Source organism: Bacteroides sp. 519 (assembly GCF_010500955.1).
Lineage (GTDB): Bacteria > Bacteroidota > Bacteroidia > Bacteroidales > Bacteroidaceae > Bacteroides.
The window spans coordinates 24372-44080 of the sequence record NZ_QVMJ01000028.1; the positions used below are offsets into that span (position 1 = coordinate 24372).

17 protein-coding genes are annotated in these 19709 nt (G+C 37.9%); 6 read left to right on the plus strand and 11 right to left on the minus strand.

Going from position 1 to position 19709, the window contains the following annotated elements:
- Positions 1–36: 36 nt before the first annotated feature.
- Positions 37–1713 carry a B12-binding domain-containing radical SAM protein gene (locus tag D0T85_RS18385; RefSeq protein ID WP_163214988.1) on the plus strand — a complete coding sequence of 559 codons (1677 nt, stop codon included), beginning with the start codon at positions 37–39 and terminating at the stop codon, positions 1711–1713.
- On the opposite strand, the gene D0T85_RS18390 is transcribed toward D0T85_RS18385, so the two are convergent.
- From D0T85_RS18390 to D0T85_RS18430, 9 genes are all read right to left on the minus strand, one after another.
- Entirely contained in the window at positions 1708–3009 is a 1302-nt protein-coding gene (locus D0T85_RS18390) for a phenylacetate--CoA ligase family protein (RefSeq protein ID WP_163214989.1), read from the minus strand. The genes D0T85_RS18385 and D0T85_RS18390 overlap by 6 nt on opposite strands.
- Before the next feature lie 76 nt (positions 3010–3085).
- Positions 3086–3667: an indolepyruvate oxidoreductase subunit beta gene (locus D0T85_RS18395; RefSeq protein ID WP_163214990.1), complete on the minus strand. Its 582-nt coding sequence runs from the start codon at positions 3665–3667 to the stop codon at positions 3086–3088.
- A gap of 101 nt (positions 3668–3768) precedes the next feature.
- Complete coding sequence (locus D0T85_RS18400; protein WP_163214991.1) at positions 3769–5352, minus strand: thiamine pyrophosphate-dependent enzyme; 1584 nt, start codon at positions 5350–5352, stop codon at positions 3769–3771.
- Between the two features lie 143 nt (positions 5353–5495).
- Positions 5496–6524: an endolytic transglycosylase MltG gene (mltG, locus tag D0T85_RS18405; RefSeq protein WP_163214992.1), complete on the minus strand. Its 1029-nt coding sequence runs from the start codon at positions 6522–6524 to the stop codon at positions 5496–5498.
- A gap of 43 nt (positions 6525–6567) precedes the next feature.
- Complete coding sequence (locus D0T85_RS18410; RefSeq protein ID WP_163214993.1) at positions 6568–7431, minus strand: DNA/RNA non-specific endonuclease; 864 nt, start codon at positions 7429–7431, stop codon at positions 6568–6570.
- A gap of 39 nt (positions 7432–7470) precedes the next feature.
- Entirely contained in the window at positions 7471–8643 is a 1173-nt protein-coding gene (locus tag D0T85_RS18415) for a metallophosphoesterase (RefSeq protein ID WP_163214994.1), read from the minus strand.
- A 100-nt stretch (positions 8644–8743) separates the two neighbouring features.
- Positions 8744–9346, minus strand: coding sequence for a hypothetical protein (locus D0T85_RS18420; RefSeq protein ID WP_163214995.1), 603 nt, complete (start codon positions 9344–9346; stop codon positions 8744–8746).
- Positions 9347–9397: 51 nt separating this feature from the next.
- On the minus strand, positions 9398–9883 hold the full coding sequence (locus D0T85_RS18425) for an RNA polymerase sigma factor (RefSeq protein WP_163214996.1): 486 nt from the start codon (positions 9881–9883) through the stop codon (positions 9398–9400).
- A 1187-nt stretch (positions 9884–11070) separates the two neighbouring features.
- Entirely contained in the window at positions 11071–12024 is a 954-nt protein-coding gene (locus D0T85_RS18430) for a hypothetical protein (protein WP_163214997.1), read from the minus strand.
- Between the two features lie 203 nt (positions 12025–12227).
- On the opposite strand from D0T85_RS18430, the gene D0T85_RS18435 reads away from it, so the two are divergent.
- The 5 genes from D0T85_RS18435 to D0T85_RS18455 all read left to right on the plus strand — a co-directional run bounded on the left by D0T85_RS18435 (position 12228) and on the right by D0T85_RS18455 (position 17774).
- On the plus strand, positions 12228–13094 hold the full coding sequence (locus tag D0T85_RS18435) for a LytTR family DNA-binding domain-containing protein (RefSeq protein WP_163214998.1): 867 nt from the start codon (positions 12228–12230) through the stop codon (positions 13092–13094).
- A 154-nt stretch (positions 13095–13248) separates the two neighbouring features.
- Complete coding sequence (locus tag D0T85_RS18440) at positions 13249–15585, plus strand: outer membrane beta-barrel family protein (RefSeq protein ID WP_163214999.1); 2337 nt, start codon at positions 13249–13251, stop codon at positions 15583–15585.
- A 205-nt stretch (positions 15586–15790) separates the two neighbouring features.
- Positions 15791–16099, plus strand: a complete 309-nt coding sequence (locus D0T85_RS18445; protein WP_163215000.1) for an RNA-binding protein — start codon at positions 15791–15793, stop codon at positions 16097–16099.
- A 65-nt stretch (positions 16100–16164) separates the two neighbouring features.
- Entirely contained in the window at positions 16165–17304 is a 1140-nt protein-coding gene (locus D0T85_RS18450; protein ID WP_163215001.1) for a DEAD/DEAH box helicase, read from the plus strand.
- A gap of 20 nt (positions 17305–17324) precedes the next feature.
- Positions 17325–17774 (plus strand): cold shock domain-containing protein, encoded by a 450-nt coding sequence (locus tag D0T85_RS18455; protein ID WP_163215002.1) that lies wholly within the window; start codon positions 17325–17327, stop codon positions 17772–17774.
- 136 nt (positions 17775–17910) lie between these two features.
- Here D0T85_RS18455 and D0T85_RS18460 read toward each other — a convergent pair whose 3' ends face one another.
- Together D0T85_RS18460 and D0T85_RS18465 are read right to left on the minus strand one after the other, a co-directional pair.
- Positions 17911–19095 (minus strand): ATP-binding protein, encoded by a 1185-nt coding sequence (locus D0T85_RS18460; RefSeq protein ID WP_163215003.1) that lies wholly within the window; start codon positions 19093–19095, stop codon positions 17911–17913.
- Between the two features lie 145 nt (positions 19096–19240).
- Positions 19241–19708: a hypothetical protein gene (locus D0T85_RS18465; RefSeq protein WP_163215004.1), complete on the minus strand. Its 468-nt coding sequence runs from the start codon at positions 19706–19708 to the stop codon at positions 19241–19243.
- Between the last annotated feature and the right edge of the window lies 1 nt (position 19709).

Genomic DNA, 19709 nt, shown 5'->3' on the forward strand with positions numbered 1-19709 from the left:
TCATAAATTAGAAAGTATTTTTCATAATTTTGCCTCATGAAAACATTAGTCACCACTCTTAATGCAAAATACATACATACTTCTCTTGCTCTACGCTGGTTGTATGTTGCCAATAAAGACAATTGCGATATCCGTTTTTGCGAATATAGCCTCAAAGAGAAAAACGAAACCATTGTTAAAGATATTTCAGACTCCGGTTGTGACATATTAGGTTTGAGCGTTTATATCTGGAATGTAAACCGGATGGCAGAAATAATTCCTCAACTCAAAATAAACAACCCCGAACTCATTATAATACTGGGCGGTCCGGAAGTAACCTATGAACCTGCACATTTCCTGAACAAATGGCCCGTTGATTATGTAATCAGTGGCGAAGGCGAATTTGTGTTGGGGCAACTTATTCATGCTATTGAAACAAACAAAGAGGTTCAGATTCCGGGTGTATCTACCCGTAGTGAGATAAGCAAAACTATTGCCAAAGCCGATTTGGATAAACTTGTAGAATTACCTTCTCCATACATGCTTGACGAAGATAAAGAAAGTATAATAAATCGTTTGGTTTATTTTGAAACATCGCGTGGTTGCCCCTACCAATGTCAGTATTGTCTTTCTTCGCTCGAAAAAGGAGTTCGTTATTTTCCGCAAGAATATATATTCGAAAATCTGTCTTACCTGATAAACTCGGGTGCACGACAAATAAAGTTTCTTGATAGAACTTTTAACTTGAATAAAGAACATACACGCTCGGTTTTTGACTTTCTGATTGCTAACCATCGGCCTAACCTAAGCTGCCAGTTTGAGATTTATGCCGACCTGATGACAGATGATAGTATAGATTATCTGAATTCCAATTTGCCACCAAACTTTTTCCGTTTCGAAATAGGTATTCAATCAACTTATGAACCGACCAACATTGCTGTAAAAAGAAAACAGGATTTTCCGTTGCTTGCTGATAATATTAAAAAGTTAATGCAAGGCAGAAAAGTGGTATTGCATCTTGATCTCATAGCCGGATTGCCTTACGAAAGTTTCCAGCGGTTTACCCATTCTTTTAATGAAGTATTTGCTTTAAAGGCTAAAGAGGTACAACTGGGATTTCTCAAAATGCTTCGGGGAACCCGTTTGCGTAATGAGGCAGATAATTACGGATATGTTTATTCCGAAGATGCTCCTTATGAAATTAAGTATAATAATGATATTTCTGCCGATGATTTACATCGCATTCATGAAGCTGAACATGCTTTGGAGCGTTACTGGAATAGCGGTCGTTTTGTATCAACCATGAATGAAGTGTTCGATAAATATTATTCAGGCCGTTTCTTTGAGTTCTTCGATGAGTTAGCTCAATTTTACTCGCAACAGCATATCCCACAAATCGGATATCAACTGGAAGATCTCTTTTTGTGTCTTCATCAGTTTTTGTTATCTCGTGGGATAGATTTGTTTCCGTTGCTTCGTGCTGATTATTATGCAAACTATGCAATGCGACCTCCTGGCTTTTGGCTTAAGAACCTTGATAAGGATACGCGTAAGAAATTGTTATATACGATTGGACAAGACAAAGAGTTTTTGAAGAAACACGGGCTGACCCGCAAACAAATAGAAAAGCAAACAGCCATTGATCCCGAGGGGGATAACAACTATTTGCTTACTGTATTTTTGGATAAGAAAACCCGAATGTCAATACTATATGAATTGACTGTCGGTTTATGAGTTATTATTTCTTAAGTCTTTAACTCTTACCGCTTTGCCTTCACTTTGTGGTAACGAACCTTTTTTTACCAGTTTTACTTTCGGGGTAATTAGTATCTCGTCTCTTAACTGGCGGGTTATATCTTTTCTCAGATTTTCAAGCTCGATATAATTATCGGTCGACAGGTCACTTAACTCAACTTCAACTACCATTTCATCCTGCGAATCGCGGGTGGTAAGTGTTATCAGGTAATTGCTGCCTAGAGCCGGGAATTGTACCAGGATTTTTTCAACCTGCATCGGGAATATGTTTACTCCCTTGATGATAAACATATCATCACTGCGGCCTTTGATGCGGTCGATGCGCAAATGGGTACGGCCACACGGGCATTTACCCGGAATAATACGGGTTAAGTCGCGGGTACGGTATCTGATAAGCGGCATCATTTCGCGGTCGAGGGTTGTTAATACCAGTTCGCCGATTTCGCCATCGGGTACGGGATTGCCTGTTTCGGGATTAATAATTTCTACATAGAAACAATCTTCCCAGAAGTGCATACCATTTTGTTCAGTACATTCGAAGGCTACACCAGGACCGTTCATCTCGGACATACCGAAACTGTTGTATGCCTTTACATTAAGCATTTTCTCAATTTTCTTGCGTTGCTCATCGGTATGGGGTTCGGCACCAATTATGAGAGTGGTAAGGCTGGTATCTTTAGGATCAATACCTTCTTCCTGAAATACCTCTGCCAAACGTATAGCATAGCTGGGAATAGCATGCAATGCAGTAGTTTTGAAATCGGTAATAAACTTAATCTGGCGTTTACTGTTACCGGCTGCGGCTGGAACAGTAAGGGCCTTCAACCTTTCTGCACCATATTGAAAACCTAAACCTCCGGTAAACATACCATAACCGGAACTGTTTTGAAAAACATCGGTTGAACGCAAACCTACCATGTACAAACAGCGGGCAACAAGATTGGCCCATGAGTCGAGATCGTGCTGGGAGTGAACAATTACCGTAGGATTTCCTGTTGTTCCACTCGATGAGTGAAGACGAACGGCATCTTTTAAATCACCTGCCACAAGTCCGAAGGGATAGCTATCACGCATTTGGGCTTTGGTGGTAAATGGTAGTTTACGAATATCATCCAACGATTGAATTGTATCGGCCGAAATATTATGTTCCCGGAACACTTCTTTATAAAAAGGAGAATTACCTGCTATAGTAATTGTTTTCTTTATACGTTCAAGTTGTAGCTTCTGTAAGTTTTCCGGGCTAATGGTTTCTATTTCTTCTTCCCAATATTTCATTTTAGTTACGAGTTACGAGTTACAAGTTGCGAGTTACAATACCGCATGGCACTCGTAACTCGTAACTTGTAACTAATTAGATTATTCTTTCTGCTATTTCCTTTCCAGCCTCAAGTGCTTTGAGATTCATTTCAACAATGGCGTCTCCTTTACGACCGAAAATATCGCGGATACTATCTTGTATTTTGCTGTAATCAATACCCAGAAATGGGGTAGTGGCTCCCAATAACACAATGTTAGCTACTCGTGCCGAACCAATTTCTTTGGCTACTTTGTCTACATTGAGTACTACTTTATTAGGTAGCTTATCAATCTCGGCCATTATTGCATCCACTTCGGGATAATTGGGGATATTTATAAAAGGAGTATCGTTAGTAACCAGCCAACCGTTAGGCGATAGGTAAGGCAGATAGCGCAAACCTTCCATAGGCTCAAGCGAGATTATCAGATCACATTGTGAAGAGGGTATTAAATCCGAAGAAATAGGACGGTCACTGATTCTCAGGTTAGATTGAACATCTCCACCCCGTTGACTCATTCCGTGAACTTCGGCTTGTTTCATGTAAAGGCCGTCTTTTAATGCAGCTTGCCCGATAACGGTAGCTATGGACAGAATTCCTTGTCCGCCAACGCCCGAAAGTATTATGTCTTTTTTCATATTATTGGTAGTTAGTAGTAGCTAGTAGATAGTAGTTAGTAGATAGTAGCTAGTAGTTAGTAAATACGCATGACTACTAACTACTAGCTACTAACTACTAATTACTTTTTATGTTTTCTCTTTAAAGTCTGAATACACTCACGTCGGGGGATAAGAACAGACACACCTTTGTAGTTCAATTCTTCCCTTATGATCTGTGCCATTTCTTCGTGATTCTTTTTCAAAGGAATCATAACACGGATATGGGCAGGGTCTACACCGATACCTGCACAAATAGCTTCTATGCGTCCGGTTCCGGCAGAATCCTGTCCGCCTGTCATAGCAGTAGTTTCGTTGTCGGAGATTACAATAGTAACATTGGTGTTTTCGTTTACACAATCCAGCAATCCGGTCATTCCTGAGTGCGTGAAGGTTGAGTCACCAATAACAGCAACCGAAGGATAAAGTCCACCGTCGGCAGCTCCTTTGGCCATGGTGATAGATGCCCCCATATCAACACAACTGTTAATTGCATTGAAAGGTGCGTTGGCGCCCAATGTATAGCAACCTATATCGCTAAACACTTTGTGGCTTGGATATTCTTCTTTCAGAACCTGCGTTAATACAGAATAAACATCCCGGTGGCCACAACCGTCGCATAAAGCCGGCGGACGCATTTCTACTATCTCGGGAATGGCAAACGTTGATTTGTTTTCTTTACCCAATGCCTGTGCCACATTATCCGGATTAAGTTCACCATCGTGCGATAGTGTACCATCTAAACGGCCTTTTACCTTAATGCCTATTCCCAAATATCCTTTAATAAGTCTTTCTACAAAAGGTTGACCATCTTCCAGAACAAGAATTTCTTCGCATTCTTCTATCAACTTGGACAGTTGTTTTTTAGGTAACGGGTATTGACCTATTTTAAGTACAGGATATTCGCATCCGTCGGGATAGTTTTCCATCAGGTAGTTAAAACCAATACCACAGGCAACGATACCAAGTTTTTTGTTGGCACCATCAATGTATTTGTTGTAAGGAGATTCTTCGGAAGCTTTTACAAACTCTTCTTGTTTTTTGAGAAGCGCTTTGTATCTGCGGCGGGCAATACCCGGCAGAAGTATAAATTGTTTAGGATCGTTGCTGAACGATAATTCGTTTTGCGGTTGTTGCGCTTTTGTTTCAACTCCCGAACGCGAATGAGCCAGGCGAGTAACAATGCGGATTAAAACAGGCTCTCCACATTTTTCCGAGAATTCGAATCCATTATATACCATGTCGTATGCTTCCTGCTGATTGCTGGGCTCGTACATAGGTATCAGGGTAAAGTCTCCATAAAAGCGCGAATCCTGTTCGTTTTGCGATGAGTGCATGCTAGGATCGTCGGCAGCTAAAACCATTAAACCACCATTAACACCTGTCATTCCTGCATTCACAAAACAGTCGGCTGCAACGTTCATTCCTACATGTTTCATACAAACCAGTGAACGTTTTCCAACGAAGCTCATTCCGAGTGCAGCTTCCATTGCAGTTTTTTCGTTGGTGCACCAACGCGAATGGATATTAGTATCGGCAGTTTTTGCCTGAATATACTCGGTTATTTCTGTAGATGGTGTGCCCGGATAAGCATATACGCCCGATAGGCCTGCATCTAGTGCAGCCTGAGCGATGGCTTCATCACCAAGTAGGAGTTGTTTGCTCATAATTATAGTAGTTAGTAGTTAGTAGCTAGTAGTTAGTAATTTACAGCTGGTAGTTATAACTACTGGCTATTAGTTACTAACTACTAGCTACTAAATTAAATTGAAGTGCAAATATACACTTTTACTATCATTTAGTGATAATTTTACCTAAAAATCTTACGTTGGTTAAGTGCTTGCTGATATTTGCGTGCGTTTCTCATGTGTTCGGCAAGTGTAGTAGCAAAGTTATGTGAGCCACTGAAATCCTCTTTGGCACACATATATAAATAATTGTGTCTTCCCGGATCCAATACACTGTCAATGGCTTTAATGCTTGGTATGCGGATAGGTCCGGGAGGTAAACCGGCATATTTATAGGTGTTGTAAGGCGAATCTATTTCAAGATCCCTGTTTGTAACCCTTCTTATTTCAAAATCTCCCAAAGCAAATTTAACAGTAGGATCGGCTTGAAGAGGCATGCCGCGCATCACCCTGTTCAGGTACAATCCTGCAACAGTTGGCTTTTCGGCAGAATCATTTGTTTCTTCGTCTACAATAGAGGCAACGGTACATATTTGTTCAATGGTCATATTGAGGGCGTTTGCCTTGGCTATTCTGTCTTTGTTCCAGAAATGTTCATGTTCGCGTTGCATTCTTTCCAGTAAATCATCAGCACTTATATTCCAATATACTTCGTATGTATTAGGGATAAACAGGCAATATAGACTTTCTTTATCGTATCCCAGTTTGGAAATATATTCGGAATCGTAAAGGCGGGATGCAATTTCGGCAGAATCAATCATTAATTGGTTAGAGATGGCACGTGCCATTTTATCCCAGGTACGTACAGAAGGCACAGTGACATTTACAGGCGATTGCAGCCCTCCGCTTAAACGATTAAATACAGTACGGGCGTTGTCATTGCGGTTTATTGCATATCGGCCGGTACGTACATTCATCTTTTTGTATTTAACCAGTAACCGGAATCCGGTTAAATCGTCAGCATTCCCAACTTTTTGTAGCTTGGTATAAACAGAGTCCATCGTGTCGTCTCTGTCAATGTATAAATAGGCGGTTTTTGTTGGATGGAACTGGGGCGATAGCAAGTAATACCAGCCGGTGCCGGCAATAGCACCCACAACTATTAAACCTATAATAAAAATCGTAATAAATATCTTTTTTTTCTTTGCCATAAATTCTGTTTTATAAATATTGAATCTTGAGTAGCTTTAACTCCTATAATTCCCAATAACCAATGTTAACCTCTGCTTCAATAGCAGCTTCTATGCTATCGGGCAATTGATGAAAGAAATCGAGCCCGGTAACAACTTCTACACTATCTACCGGAACTGCGTAATTCCTTAAATCGTCTACCGATTTTTTATTTTTAAATAAAAAGCCTATGGCTTGTGGAGGCGATACATAAGGCGAGAGGATAACTTTAAAAAAGCCATCGGGTACACTTACTTTGTTTGTGCCGATTTTGCGACATGTATCATGAATAATCGGGCCACATATAATAATAATTGCACTATCGGATACAGCCCAATTGCGGGCGCGATTTTCGAGTACATTCCAACTTTGGTGATTTAAATCGGGGTGCTGCGGACAGATGTTACTTAAATAGAAGCATTCGTTCATGGCTTGTTTGCTCCATTTCATATCTCCGGCTGGGGCCATGTGCCCTCTGTCGTATCCCGATCTGGAGTAATCCGAGGTGTGAGCCGAGGCACCATTAACCTGAGGGTCATAAACAAATTGGTTAGTACGTTTATGCTCGCCTCTTGTTTTATCTGCAGTAAGTTCATACGATACCCAATATGGTTGGCGGTGTTTCTCGGAATAGCTTACGGTAAATCCGGTATGTTGAATGATTTGCTCATCGTGGCGAGCTACCGAATGTGGAATGTGAAGGTCTTTGATTGTCCTTATGTCCGGATTTGTTTCAGGCGTATAGGCCGATCGTTCCAAGTATAGAAGTGAACAGCTAGCAGCAATCAGAAGGATTATTATAATAATTCCCTTGATTAGTTTGCTGCCGATGCTTTGTTTCTTGTTTTTCCTGTATTTCTTTTTCTGTGTTTTCTTGGTTGTGCGCATGCTCTAATCATTTATAGCATACAAAGGTAGAAAAAAGATTTATTCGTTAGTGCTTCTTCTCAGAGTAATAACTGTAATTTCGGGCCATGCACCAAACCTGAAAGGGAACCCAACATGTCCAACACCTATATTAACATAGAGGCCTCTGTCTCCTTCGTGGTACATGCCATTCCATTCTTTGTAAAAACGCGATGAGGGCGACCAGCCGAAAAGTTCCACTTGTAACGCATGTGTATGTCCGGCAAGCATGAGGTCGATGGATGATTCGGGCAATACCTCTCTGCACCAATGTGTTGGGTTATGGCTTAACAGAACCTGAAACATGCCTTCGGTTCCTTTTATAGCTTTGGGCAAATCGGCATATTTCGAAAAAGGAGGTTCACCATCGTTTTCTACACCAAGAAGTGCAATGCTATCGTTACCTCTGTGCAGAATTGTATTTTCGTTGTTTAACAACACCCATCCCATATCTGCTTGTCTACGTTTCAGGTCGATAAGATTCTCAACTCTTTCTTCTTTGGTATCCCAAGGATAGTAGGGACCGAAATCGTGATTACCCAAAACCGAATAAACTCCATCGGGGGCATCTAAACGGGCAAGGATATGTTCAAGACCATTAAGCTCAACTGCCCGTTGATTAACCAAATCGCCTGTGAATACAATAATATCCGGCTTTTGTTTGTTGGTAAGTTCAACAAATTGTTGTACCGGGTTTGGCTTTCCACTCCAGCTACCTATATGAATATCCGATAACAAAGCAATTTTATATCCATCGAATGCAGGTGGTACATAAGCCGAAGTAAAATCCACATGCTTTACCACAAAGCGATTTTTTCCATATATGGCCCCATAAAGAATGGCACCGGCATCGGCAATTGTAAGAATTGTTGCTATCCAAAGAAAAGGTGTTTTCGACCATCCGGCAAGGTGAATAAAAGGCCATCCAATAATCATTATCAGCGAGAAAACAACTTTGGGCATTACAAAGAAAAGAAAGATAACCGAGAATGTACCGGGCAGGTGGCTTCCTATCATCTCTTTACTAGTAAGAAATGTAAAATAGATAAGGCCGGCAAGTAATAAAGTGGTAGGTACCCAATATAGTATACGTAAAAGTACATTATCTGTTTCTTTAACAATAAAAGAGCGATATATAAATAAATCGGGTAAAAGTAAAATTAATAAGAATATAATAAAGAAACGTTGTGCCATAGTGTTTTTTAATTTTTGACCTAATAAAGCCTTTTCCAAAGTTAATCAGAAAAGGCTTTAGTTTTGTTGTTAGAGGTATGTAAACAATCAAAATTTATGATTAGTTTTCAAAATTTACTTCTTTTAACTCGTCCAGGTTCTTACGTATATTCTTTAAGCGCCTGAATGTTATCTTATTAATAATAAGGAAGTATATAATAAATGCTATTGTCCAGATACCATATACAAAGTAGGGAAACCACCCGTTAATAGTCCAGGGTTGTAATACAATAATAGAGCTTAATGCAAATCCAAAAATAATCATTGCGCCCACTACTCTTTCTACAGTCATCCAGTAGTTATACTTGTTTATTCGTTTAACCACTGTGGTTAATGGCATGTTATAAATATCGGTTTTATAAAGATACCTTAATGTATAAATGTTCCAAGGTATTACAATTGCTATGAGTAACACCAAAACTCCAATAAACAAATCGCCCAGAACAAGAAAATATTTTTCCTTCGACAGTAAAATATATGCAAATAATATTACAGTTATACCTAATATTATCAGGTTATAGTTTACCAATCCTTTCTGTGCCTTATGGGCGCTCGTTTTTTTCGTTTGAATAATTTTCAGTAGCTCTTCATCTTTAATAAATTGTTTAGACTGCAACTTCTCATCTATCGTTTGCCACGACTTCTTTAAATCATCCAGTTCCATATTTAAGTTTTTAAGTTTTTAAGTTTCTGAGTTTTTTAAACTCAAAAACTATCATTTTCTCATTTTCCGGAGTTTATCCTTTATGCGACTTATTTTAGTTGCCACATTGGTAACTGTAAGCCCGGTTATTTCCGAGATTTCTTCGTAATTTTTTTCTTCGAGATACAATAAAATGATTGATTTATCCAGTTGCCCCAATTGATTTATAAGTGCGTATAATTCACGAAGCATTGCTTGCAGATCGTCCTCCTCTTCCGATATTCTGTTTTCTTCGGCAGAGATCATAACGATTTCGGGTACATTCTTCTCTTTGCGCAAGAAGGTGATGCAAGTGTTTAAAGCAATTCTATATATCCAGGTCGATATTTTACTCTCGCCCCGGAACTTTGTAAATGCTTTCCATATATTGAGAACTACTTCCTGATAAAGATCATTTAATGGAGCGTTCTTTGTAGCGTATAAGTAACATACCTTGTATATTACCCTTTCGTACTCCTTGATTACCAGAAGGAACTCTCGTTCTACATTTGCAGTCATCTTCTATTTTAAATTGGCTTTTATGATATATGTCGTATGGGTGATTTGATAAATCACACTGGGATATATTTTTTTATGTAACGTTCCAAATACACTTGCTCGTTTGGTACTACCTACAGCCTCACATTTTTATGTACAGAAGATTTTTGCCTAAAAAACCATCATAAGTATCATAACACACCTATCAAACTGAATTTCAATATAATACATTATGGCACTTCGCCAAAAAGTAAAACATAAGTACCATTGCAAGTATCATAACCATTCACTCAAATTTCACACTTACCACCTATAACCATCTCATGCACAAACTGTTAGATTGTATTCTGCTGGACCTTGCATAAATCAGGTTGTTTCTATAACTAGCTACTTCATATCTTTTGATTTATTTTAGTTATTTATTCGGTTTTTGTTTCTCTGTACAATGCCTTTTGTTTCTCTATACAAAACTAACTGTTTTACAGTAGGAAACCAACTGTTTCACGGTAGGAAACCAACTGTTTTCTATATAGGAAACTACTTGTTTTCTATGTATGAAACTACTTGTTTTCTATGTAGGAAACTACTTGTTTCATTGGTAGAAAACAAAATGAAACTACTTGTTTTTTGAACTTAAGTTATAATGAAACTATTTTTGTCTATGATACTATGAATGGTACTTATGTTTTACTTTTTGGCGAAGTGCCATAATGTATTTTGCTGAAACATAGGCAAATAAATATGTTATGAGACTTATGATGCTTTTTTTGCGATAAATCTTCTGTGCGCTTTTGCAAAAAAGCATACGAAATTGAACAGAAGTATTGGAACCTAGATTCCTAGCCTGAATTATTCATATTCCATAAATTTGGTTCAAGTCAGATTGGTGTTGAATAAAAACACGGGGCACAGAAACACGGAGCTTATCGAAAATGCCCGTAGGGCATTCATATCAATAGAAAGGCAATGATAATACTCTTCACAACCCGGTACGGGTTGCATGGTANATACGATGCAACCCGTACCGGGTTGAAGATTAAAACTTATTATTATTCTATTGATATGAATGCCCTACGGGCATTTTCGATAAGCTCCGTGTTTCTGTGACTCGTGTTTTAATTTTAGTTCAACTCAGCCTCTAACTGAACCAAACGAGTATGAATAATGTAGGTGATTCAACAAATTAAAAATAATTTCTGGTAGCTGTTTCAATATTCACGTAGCTTCACTAGTATTACTACTACTTCTTCTTCTTCTTCTGAGTTTTCATGAAAAGGATTTTGAGTATATACTCGGTCTTTTGTTTCTTTTTCGCAAAGCCCCAACCATTTGAATAAAATTCGATCTTTACTGATCTGTTTTATTTCAGCGATTGGTTCGTCATAGTCGAACTCAATATCGCTATAGGCCAGATCCCCAGCTCCATCAGTATTTAAAAATTTGTAATAGATGGTATCGTTGTCGGTGTGTGATCTTTGCAAATTAATTACAAATTGATTAAAAGCTATTTCTATACTTGGATACTCAACGTCGGAAATTATCAAATTGGGTTCACTTACTCCTTCTTCTGTATTCCACAATCCTAATAAGTCATTTTCGCTTGTGTGCATTTGAAATTGTTTACTGATTGTTTCACAGTCATATTCATCATCTAAATAGTTCAGATATCTATACTGCAAAAATCTTGAATCCCAATAAACAAAAAAGGCTGACTTCTCCGGTATTACAATATCGAGGACTTCTATTCCACAATTTTCGCCAGTATGGATAACGGAGAAAAGCATTCCTGAGTGCTTAAAAATTACACTTCGATCGTCCTGATCACTTCCAAAGCTTAAGTCCTTATATATTCCGGTTTTATAAACAAAGGTAGGCTCTACATACTCTTTGTAGCTATTAAAAATAACTAGTTGTAAAAGCCCATTGTGTTTTACAATCAATCCAACATCCTCTTTCTGATCACGATTGAAATCGCCAAAACAAATAGGGTAATAGGTTTTTAAATCAACATACTCATCCAATAGTTTCAAATCGTCTGTAGTTAACAATTTAAAATCCTCATGAGAATTGATATAATCTAAAATTCCTTGAGGCAGTTTTTGTTGCACTCCATAGCATGAAGTTGCAAATAAAACAGTGAACACAAAAAATAATTTATTCATTTTATATATCTCGTTGGCGTCTATGCACAACTAAAATGCAATATTCGCAAAATTTCTTCATATCTGCAAACCTTTAAAATAAACCACGATGATATACGCCAAGATAACGAAAGAGAAAATCTCGCAGGATATAACGAATCTTATACAACGAATCAAAGTGAAATACCAGTTATTTTCGTAAATTTGCATCCATAATTTTTTAGATGCAAAGTAAAATTTCAAAATATTTATCCCAACCTGCTCCAGTCAACGAAAGACCTTGGCTATCAGTGCTACTATGTGTAGGTATCGTTATTTTTATTTTAGCCATATTTGAACCTTTTAACTTCAAACTTAACTCATTAGGTCAAGTATGGGTACTGGTTGGTTTTGCTGTGCTAACAATGTTTGTAACCACTATTGCGTTTGTTCTGTTTCCTAAGATATTCAAGCGATTCTACAATCCTGACAAATGGACTATCGGCAAAAGTTTATTGAACAACGTATTCTTTTTAATAATAATGGGTATCGGCGTTGTTTGTTACGATTACTTTATCGTAATGAAACAATTGCCGGAATACTTTCCGATGGGCTTTTTAGTCGATTTGTTTGCAGCCTTAACCATTGGCATTGTTCCCCTAAGTATAATAACTATCATTACTCAAAATAGTGCACTAAAACGTAATTTGAATAGTTCAAAGGAAATAAATCAGATTCTTTCCGAAAGAATAAAGACCTCAACAAAAGAAGATGACCTTATTTCATTAAACGGCTCTACAAAAGAATCTATCAGCATAAAACCGGAAGATATATTGTACATAGAATCCGAAGGAAATTATGTAAACGTGCATTACAGACAGGGAGATAAGGCTACTTATAAACAACTTCGCTCCACGATTAAGCAAATGGAAGAATCTTTGAAAAATTACTCCATGTTTATTCGTTGTCATCGTGCTTTTATAGTCAATATCAACCATATTTCGAGCACACAAGGAAATGCACAGGGCTATCAATTAACCCTTTCTAATGTTCATCAGGAAATACCTGTGTCTCGCACTTACCTGAAAAATCTAAAGGACGCTTTGCACTAAATTTCATGTTCGACAGGTTTGTCATTTGTCCCAAAAGGATGTGATAAAATACAATTTTGTGCATTTTATCACAGAAACCCTTTGTGTATCCCTGTTATTTTGAACCGCGTCATTTGAGGTTTATGTTTGCATAAAATTCAAACAGAAGAATCAAATGAAAACAAAAATCATTTTAGCAGCATTGGTTATTATTCCTTTTTACAGTTATGCTCAAATCACTCAAAAAATATCGGGAAAAGTCATTAGTACGGTTGACGGATACAATGTAGTATTGCTTTCGCCTAAAGATACGTCCATTTATAAAGGCGATTTTTTCATGGAACCGGAATTTTCGATTGAAACCAATCAAATTCCCACTTTGATGAAAATAACATCTTTCGGATTCAGGGATACCACCTTCTTAGTCGGGTCGGCTATGGATAGATTACCGGATATTCGGCTTACATCCATAAACTATATGCTGGATGAAGTGATTGTTAAGGCAATACAACCCATGTTCAGTATGCGTAATGACCGTATGACGCTGAATGTGGCGGGTACGGCTTTGAGCGAATCAGGGTCGGCAGTGGATGTTCTGCAAAAAGTAGCACGGGTAAAAGTTGATGAATCCGGAATCTCTGTTTTAGGTGTTGGCAATGCTCTTATTTTGATCGATGGACGAGAATTACCAAGTAATCAGGCTCTCGAAATGCTGTCTTCTTCCGAGATTCAGAAAGTCGATATTATAACCAACCCTTCTTCTAAATATGATGCGAAAGGTAAAGCTGTGATTGAAATTCGTACTAAAAAAGCACGGAATCAAGGAATCGGAGCCGAAGTTACGGGGCGAATGAGCAAAGGAGAATATTGGAACCCCTATATCGGCACGGAAATCACAGCCAAAATGCCGAAATTATCATTGTATGCTTTTTACGCTTTTTCTCCGACAAAAAAACTAAATACGGAATCTTACACAAGGGATTACACAAAAGAAATTCCACCTTCTTACGGGCTTATAGATATGGAAAGTTTGAACAAAACGAAAGAAAATCACAGGATACGTTTATCGGGAGATTATGTGTTTTCCGACAAGCACAAGGCAGGGTTACAATTTAGCGGACAGTTTTTAGGCGGGAATAATTCAAAAAACGAACTTAGCCGTATTTATGGCTCTACAAGTACAAATGTAGCTCCTATTTCCGAAATAGTAACCACGCAACAAACATTTTTCAATCGAAATTATTTGACTGGAACGGCTTATTATACTTACCAATCATCCTCCACAGGAATGAGTTTGACAAACGTATTTGATAAATCCCATTATGATACGGAATTAAGTGCACAAATACAAGAAACGGGAAGCTCTGGTACAGTTTTTAAGCAGAATAACGTCAAAACCAACATTGACATTACTTCATTTAAAACAGATGTAGTAATACCCTTATCTAAGGGGTATAAGATGGAAACAGGGTTGAAATATACCAATGTTCATAATCAAAGTAACACTAATTTTTCTTCACAAGAGATTGTCATTCAGGATGTAAACTACAACTACAAAGAAAATATCGGGGCATTGTACTTTATTCTTTCCAAACAATTCGGGAAACTGAATTCCGAATTAGGGGCACGGGTTGAAGTTTCAGATAATTATGCAACTACCGATATAATTGTTCAGAACACAACCGAGTGGAACATTTTTCCCAGCCTGAATCTGAATTACAGTATCGCCAAAAATTGGGATGCAAGTTTCTCGTATGCCATGAAAATAACCCGTCCTACATTTCAGGATTTGAATCCTGCCATTGAGTATATTGATTCCCTTACTTATTTTCAGGGAAATCCTACACTTGTACCAGAAACTCGCCATGTGCTGACATTTAAGTTAACCTATCTCAAAATGGCATCATTAGGACTCAGCTATACCCGAAAAAACAATCTTTTAGCGTGGTTTATTGAACAAGACCCTTTTACTCCTGCCATATCCAAAGTCACTCAAAAAAATATAGATAAATCAGACGTGCTTTCCATTGATGCCGTATTGCCTTACCGTAATAATTGGGTAAGTTGCTATTTGTCAACAGGTTTAATTTATACGATAAGCAATGACAATGGTTCCGGTGTTTCAAACCTCAAACAACCGATGTGGTATGCCTATTCCGGTTTTGATTTTAGCCTGCCTCACGGCTTCAAACTAAGTACAAACATCCGTTATTTTACCAAAGGAGTGGAGAATATCTTTTATTTCGACCCTGTTTTTCGGATGGATGCAAGTGTAAGAAAATCATTCCTGAAAGATAAACTAACGGCAAGTATTATGTGGAACGATATTTTTCACACGGATAACATGAACACTTATACCACTATCAACAACCGTTACATTGGATATAACTATTATTTCGACCGTTCAGTCCTGAGTTTTTCCCTTACTTATCGTTTCAGTGCTCAAAAAAGTAAATATCAATCACGTTCTGCTATTAGTACGGAGAGTCAACGAATCAAGAATTTGGATTGATAAACCACGATGATTTATCACCCAGACACTTTTAACTAACAAATAAAAGATAAAACATGCGGTTGTTTAATTAATTACTTTACCTTTGTACCCAATTGAGTTTGAATTTTATAGTATAGTTCTTCTTTTAGATAACATTTTAAGTCGTTTCTCCTCTTATTATTCCCGCTCAATCATACTAATATTTATTTTAATAAAAAACTTAATGAACATTTACATTTCAGGTTTAAGTTATGGTATTAACGATGCCGACTTGAACGATTTATTTGCAGAGTATGGAGAAATAACTTCGGCAAAAGTTATAAAAGACAGAGAAACTGGAAGATCGAGAGGATTTGCTTTTGTTGAAATGACAAACGATGCAGAAGGACAAAAAGCAATTGACGAACTCAATGGCGTTGAATTTGATGGTAAAGTTATAGCTGTAAGCGTAGCTCGCGAAAGAACAGAACGTCCCTCTTTTGGTGGTGGACGCGACAGAGGTAATGGCGGTGGCGGTTACAGACGCTATTAATAAGATTGAAAATCAGAAACAGAAGGCCAAGGCCTTCTGTTTTTGTACTATAGAATATACTTTTTATGACATTTGAAGAATTAAATATAATCCCATCTATTTTAAAAGCAATTAAAGAAAAGGGATACATAAACCCAACACAAATACAAGAAGAAGCAATCCCGGTAGTGTTAGCTAAAAAAGATGTATTGGGATGTGCGCAAACAGGAACAGGAAAAACAGCATCGTATGCCATACCTGTTATACAATTATTGCAGTTAGAAACAGCTGCTGAAAAAAGAAACGGAATAAAAGCACTCATACTGGCACCAACCCGTGAACTGGCTTTGCAAATAAGCGAGTGCATTGATGATTATGCAAAATATACCCGGATTAAACATGGGGTAATATTTGGTGGAGTAAAGCAACAACCTCAAAACGAAATGTTGCGCAGGGGAGTTGATATACTGGTAGCTACACCAGGACGTTTGTTGGATATGATGAATCAGGGATGTATAAAACTAAATCAAATCCGTTATCTGGTACTCGATGAGGCAGATAGAATGTTGGATATGGGTTTTATACACGATATTAAAAAAATATTATCAAAGTTACCTGTAAACAGGCAAACCTTGTTGTTCTCGGCAACTATGCCGGGTGCTATTTTATCGCTTACAAAATCAATACTGAAGAAACCGGTAAACATAAATGTTACCCCACAGTATTCGCCAGTTGAAACGATAGAGCAATTGGTTTATTTTGTGGAGAAGAAAGATAAAAACAGTCTTCTGATTTCAATACTGCAAAAGGCAGAAAATCAGTCGGTATTGGTTTTCTCGCGCACCAAGCATAATGCAAATAAAATAGTTCGTAAGCTGGGCATTGCAGGAATTGCCAGTGAGGCTTTGCATGGAAATAAAAGCCAGACTTCCCGACAAAACGCCTTGTCTAATTTCAAATCGGGCAAAACGCGGGTTATCGTGGCTACCGATATTGCTTCGAGGGGGATTGATATTAATGAATTGCCAATGGTGATTAATTACGATCTGCCGGATGTGGCCGAAACATATATCCATAGGGTAGGGCGCACCGGAAGAGCCGGTAATACGGGAACCGCCGTTACTTTTTGTTCGCAGGATGAACGCAAACTGGTAGAAAACATCCAGAAACTTATGGGCAAGAAAATGAATAAAAAGATGTTCCCGGCAAAACAAAAAACAGTTTAATATAATATAAGGAGTTATTTATGGCGAAATCAGTAACATTTAACAAAAGAGAAAACGAAAAGAAAAAACAACAGAAGAAAGCAGAAAAACAAAAGAAGAAAGAAGAAAGAAAGGTTACCGGTAAAGCCAGTAGCTTGGATGATATGATAGCTTATGTTGATGAGAATGGTATGATTACATCAACTCCGCCCGATCTTCAACAGAAGAAAGAAAAAGTAGATCAGGAAACAATCCAGATATCTGTTCCTAAAAGAGAAAAGGAAGAAGTACTGGTGCATAAAGGGCGAGTGGAGTATTTTAGCGCTTCAAAAGGATATGGGTTTATTAAAGACCTGGCAGGTGTTGATAAATATTTCTTCCACATCAGTAATGCCCCAGCCAATATTACCGAAGGGAATATTGTTACTTTCGATCTGGAAAAAGGAAATAAAGGGATGAATGCTGTAAACATCTCTATGGCAACCAATTAACCAGCATTATTCATACTCCTTATTAAAGCGAATTTATAAGCCCTTGGGTTACAAATAGTAAATATGCCGCATGGCTCAACCGGAACGGTTGAACCATGTGGCATAACTTACAATCTGTAACTAAATCAAAGAACATTTAGAACAACTTCTTTATATCCATCAAGAAAAAATCTTCAATACCTATACCACCATCGCCGACAATAAATGAGGATTGTGGATTAAATAGTTGCCTGAATTTATCCAATCCTTCCGTTTTTTTCTCTGCATTGCTTTTAACTTCAATAGCTACTACTGAACCCTTCTTCCGCAGAATAAAATCCACTTCATCATTGCGTTCACGCCAGTAGAATATCTCAAAACGATGGATAAATGCTTGGCTGACAAGATAAGCCCCGATACCCGACTCAAAGATATGCCCCCATGTTTTACGGTCAAGAATAGCTTGTTCAAAAGTGGATGAACTATATACCATTTTCAATGCGTTATTGTAAACCTGTAATTTGGGAATACTTGCTTTTCGTCTTGCCATATCCATACTGAATTTCTGTAGTCCGCGAAGTAATCCGCTCTCATCCAATAAATTGATATACCCTGCCAAAGTTGCCGTATTACCAGCATCTTGTAACGAACCAAGCATCTTATTCAACGAGAGCAAGCTTCCGGAGTAAGCTGCACCTAACTCGAATGTCTGACGAAGCAAAGCGGGTTTGCTTATGGGAGTATCCATCAAAATGTCTTTATTGATTGTTGCATCAATAATAGAAGATTGGATATATTGCTGAAAACGGTCATTGTCATCAATTAAAGAGGCAGCACCGGGATAACCACCGTAGAACAGATATTGGTCAAGCGAGAAACCGAAACATTCTTTCATTTCTTGATAGCTCCAGTGGCTCATGCGGATTTCTTCGAATCGTCCTGCCAATGATTCTGATAATCCCTTTTCCAATAGTACGCGACTGCTACCGAGAAGCAATACTTTGATGTTACGGTCATGGAATGTATCATCGTCCCACTCTTTTTTCACAACTTCGCTCCAGTTTGCAATTTTTTGTATCTCATCGATGACAAGGATGATGCTGTCCTGTCCTTTACTCTCTTTCAAGCTACGAACTGCTGCCCAGCAATTGGAAATCCAAGTACTGTTCGTTGCCGGAACATTGTCGGCAGAAAAGAATTGGTAAGGAGCATCCAAATCTTTTAGTACTTGCTTGACTACAGTCGATTTTCCTATTTGTCGAGCACCCATTACGACCTGAATAAACCTTCGTTGCTCTTCAAGCCTATTCTTAATTGTTTGATATTCTGCCCTTTTATACATGGTTTTACATTTTACGCAGTGGAGTGCGTATTTCTACGCAGTGCAAATATAATAAATGCATTTGGGTTATAATAACATCTCCATAATTATATGATTCAAACAAGTAGACTACCTCTACCGGAATATTGTGGCGACCGACATAATTTCAAGGTATTTTTGTTTCAAATTCTATCTGTATAAGTCCATCTAAATTTTCAAATAAACTAGGGGAATTGCCAAGAGTAAATCCTATACTGAAGTTTTTGGTAATTCTCTCCAACTCGAAAGTGTGGGTCGTCTCTGTATGTGAAATGCGACAATCTTTTCCGCTCAGCATTTTCCCTTTAAAATGAAACCAGCCAGCATAATAATGCAATCCATTTTCTTCTTGACAATAATGCATAACTTCACTTTCCTTTGTGTAATCAACACCAAGTTCGGCAAATAACAACTTTATTTCTTCGGGATATGCATTGTGTCTATTATATGTGAAATTTTTGCAATCTGCACATTCACAATCAGATGCTCCTCCATTTTTGAATTTAGTGTATGACTTTTTAGTAAATTCAAAATCAACTTCAAAAGTCCAATCTCGATATTTTACTGTTTTTAATATGATTCGTGTTTTTGTCATT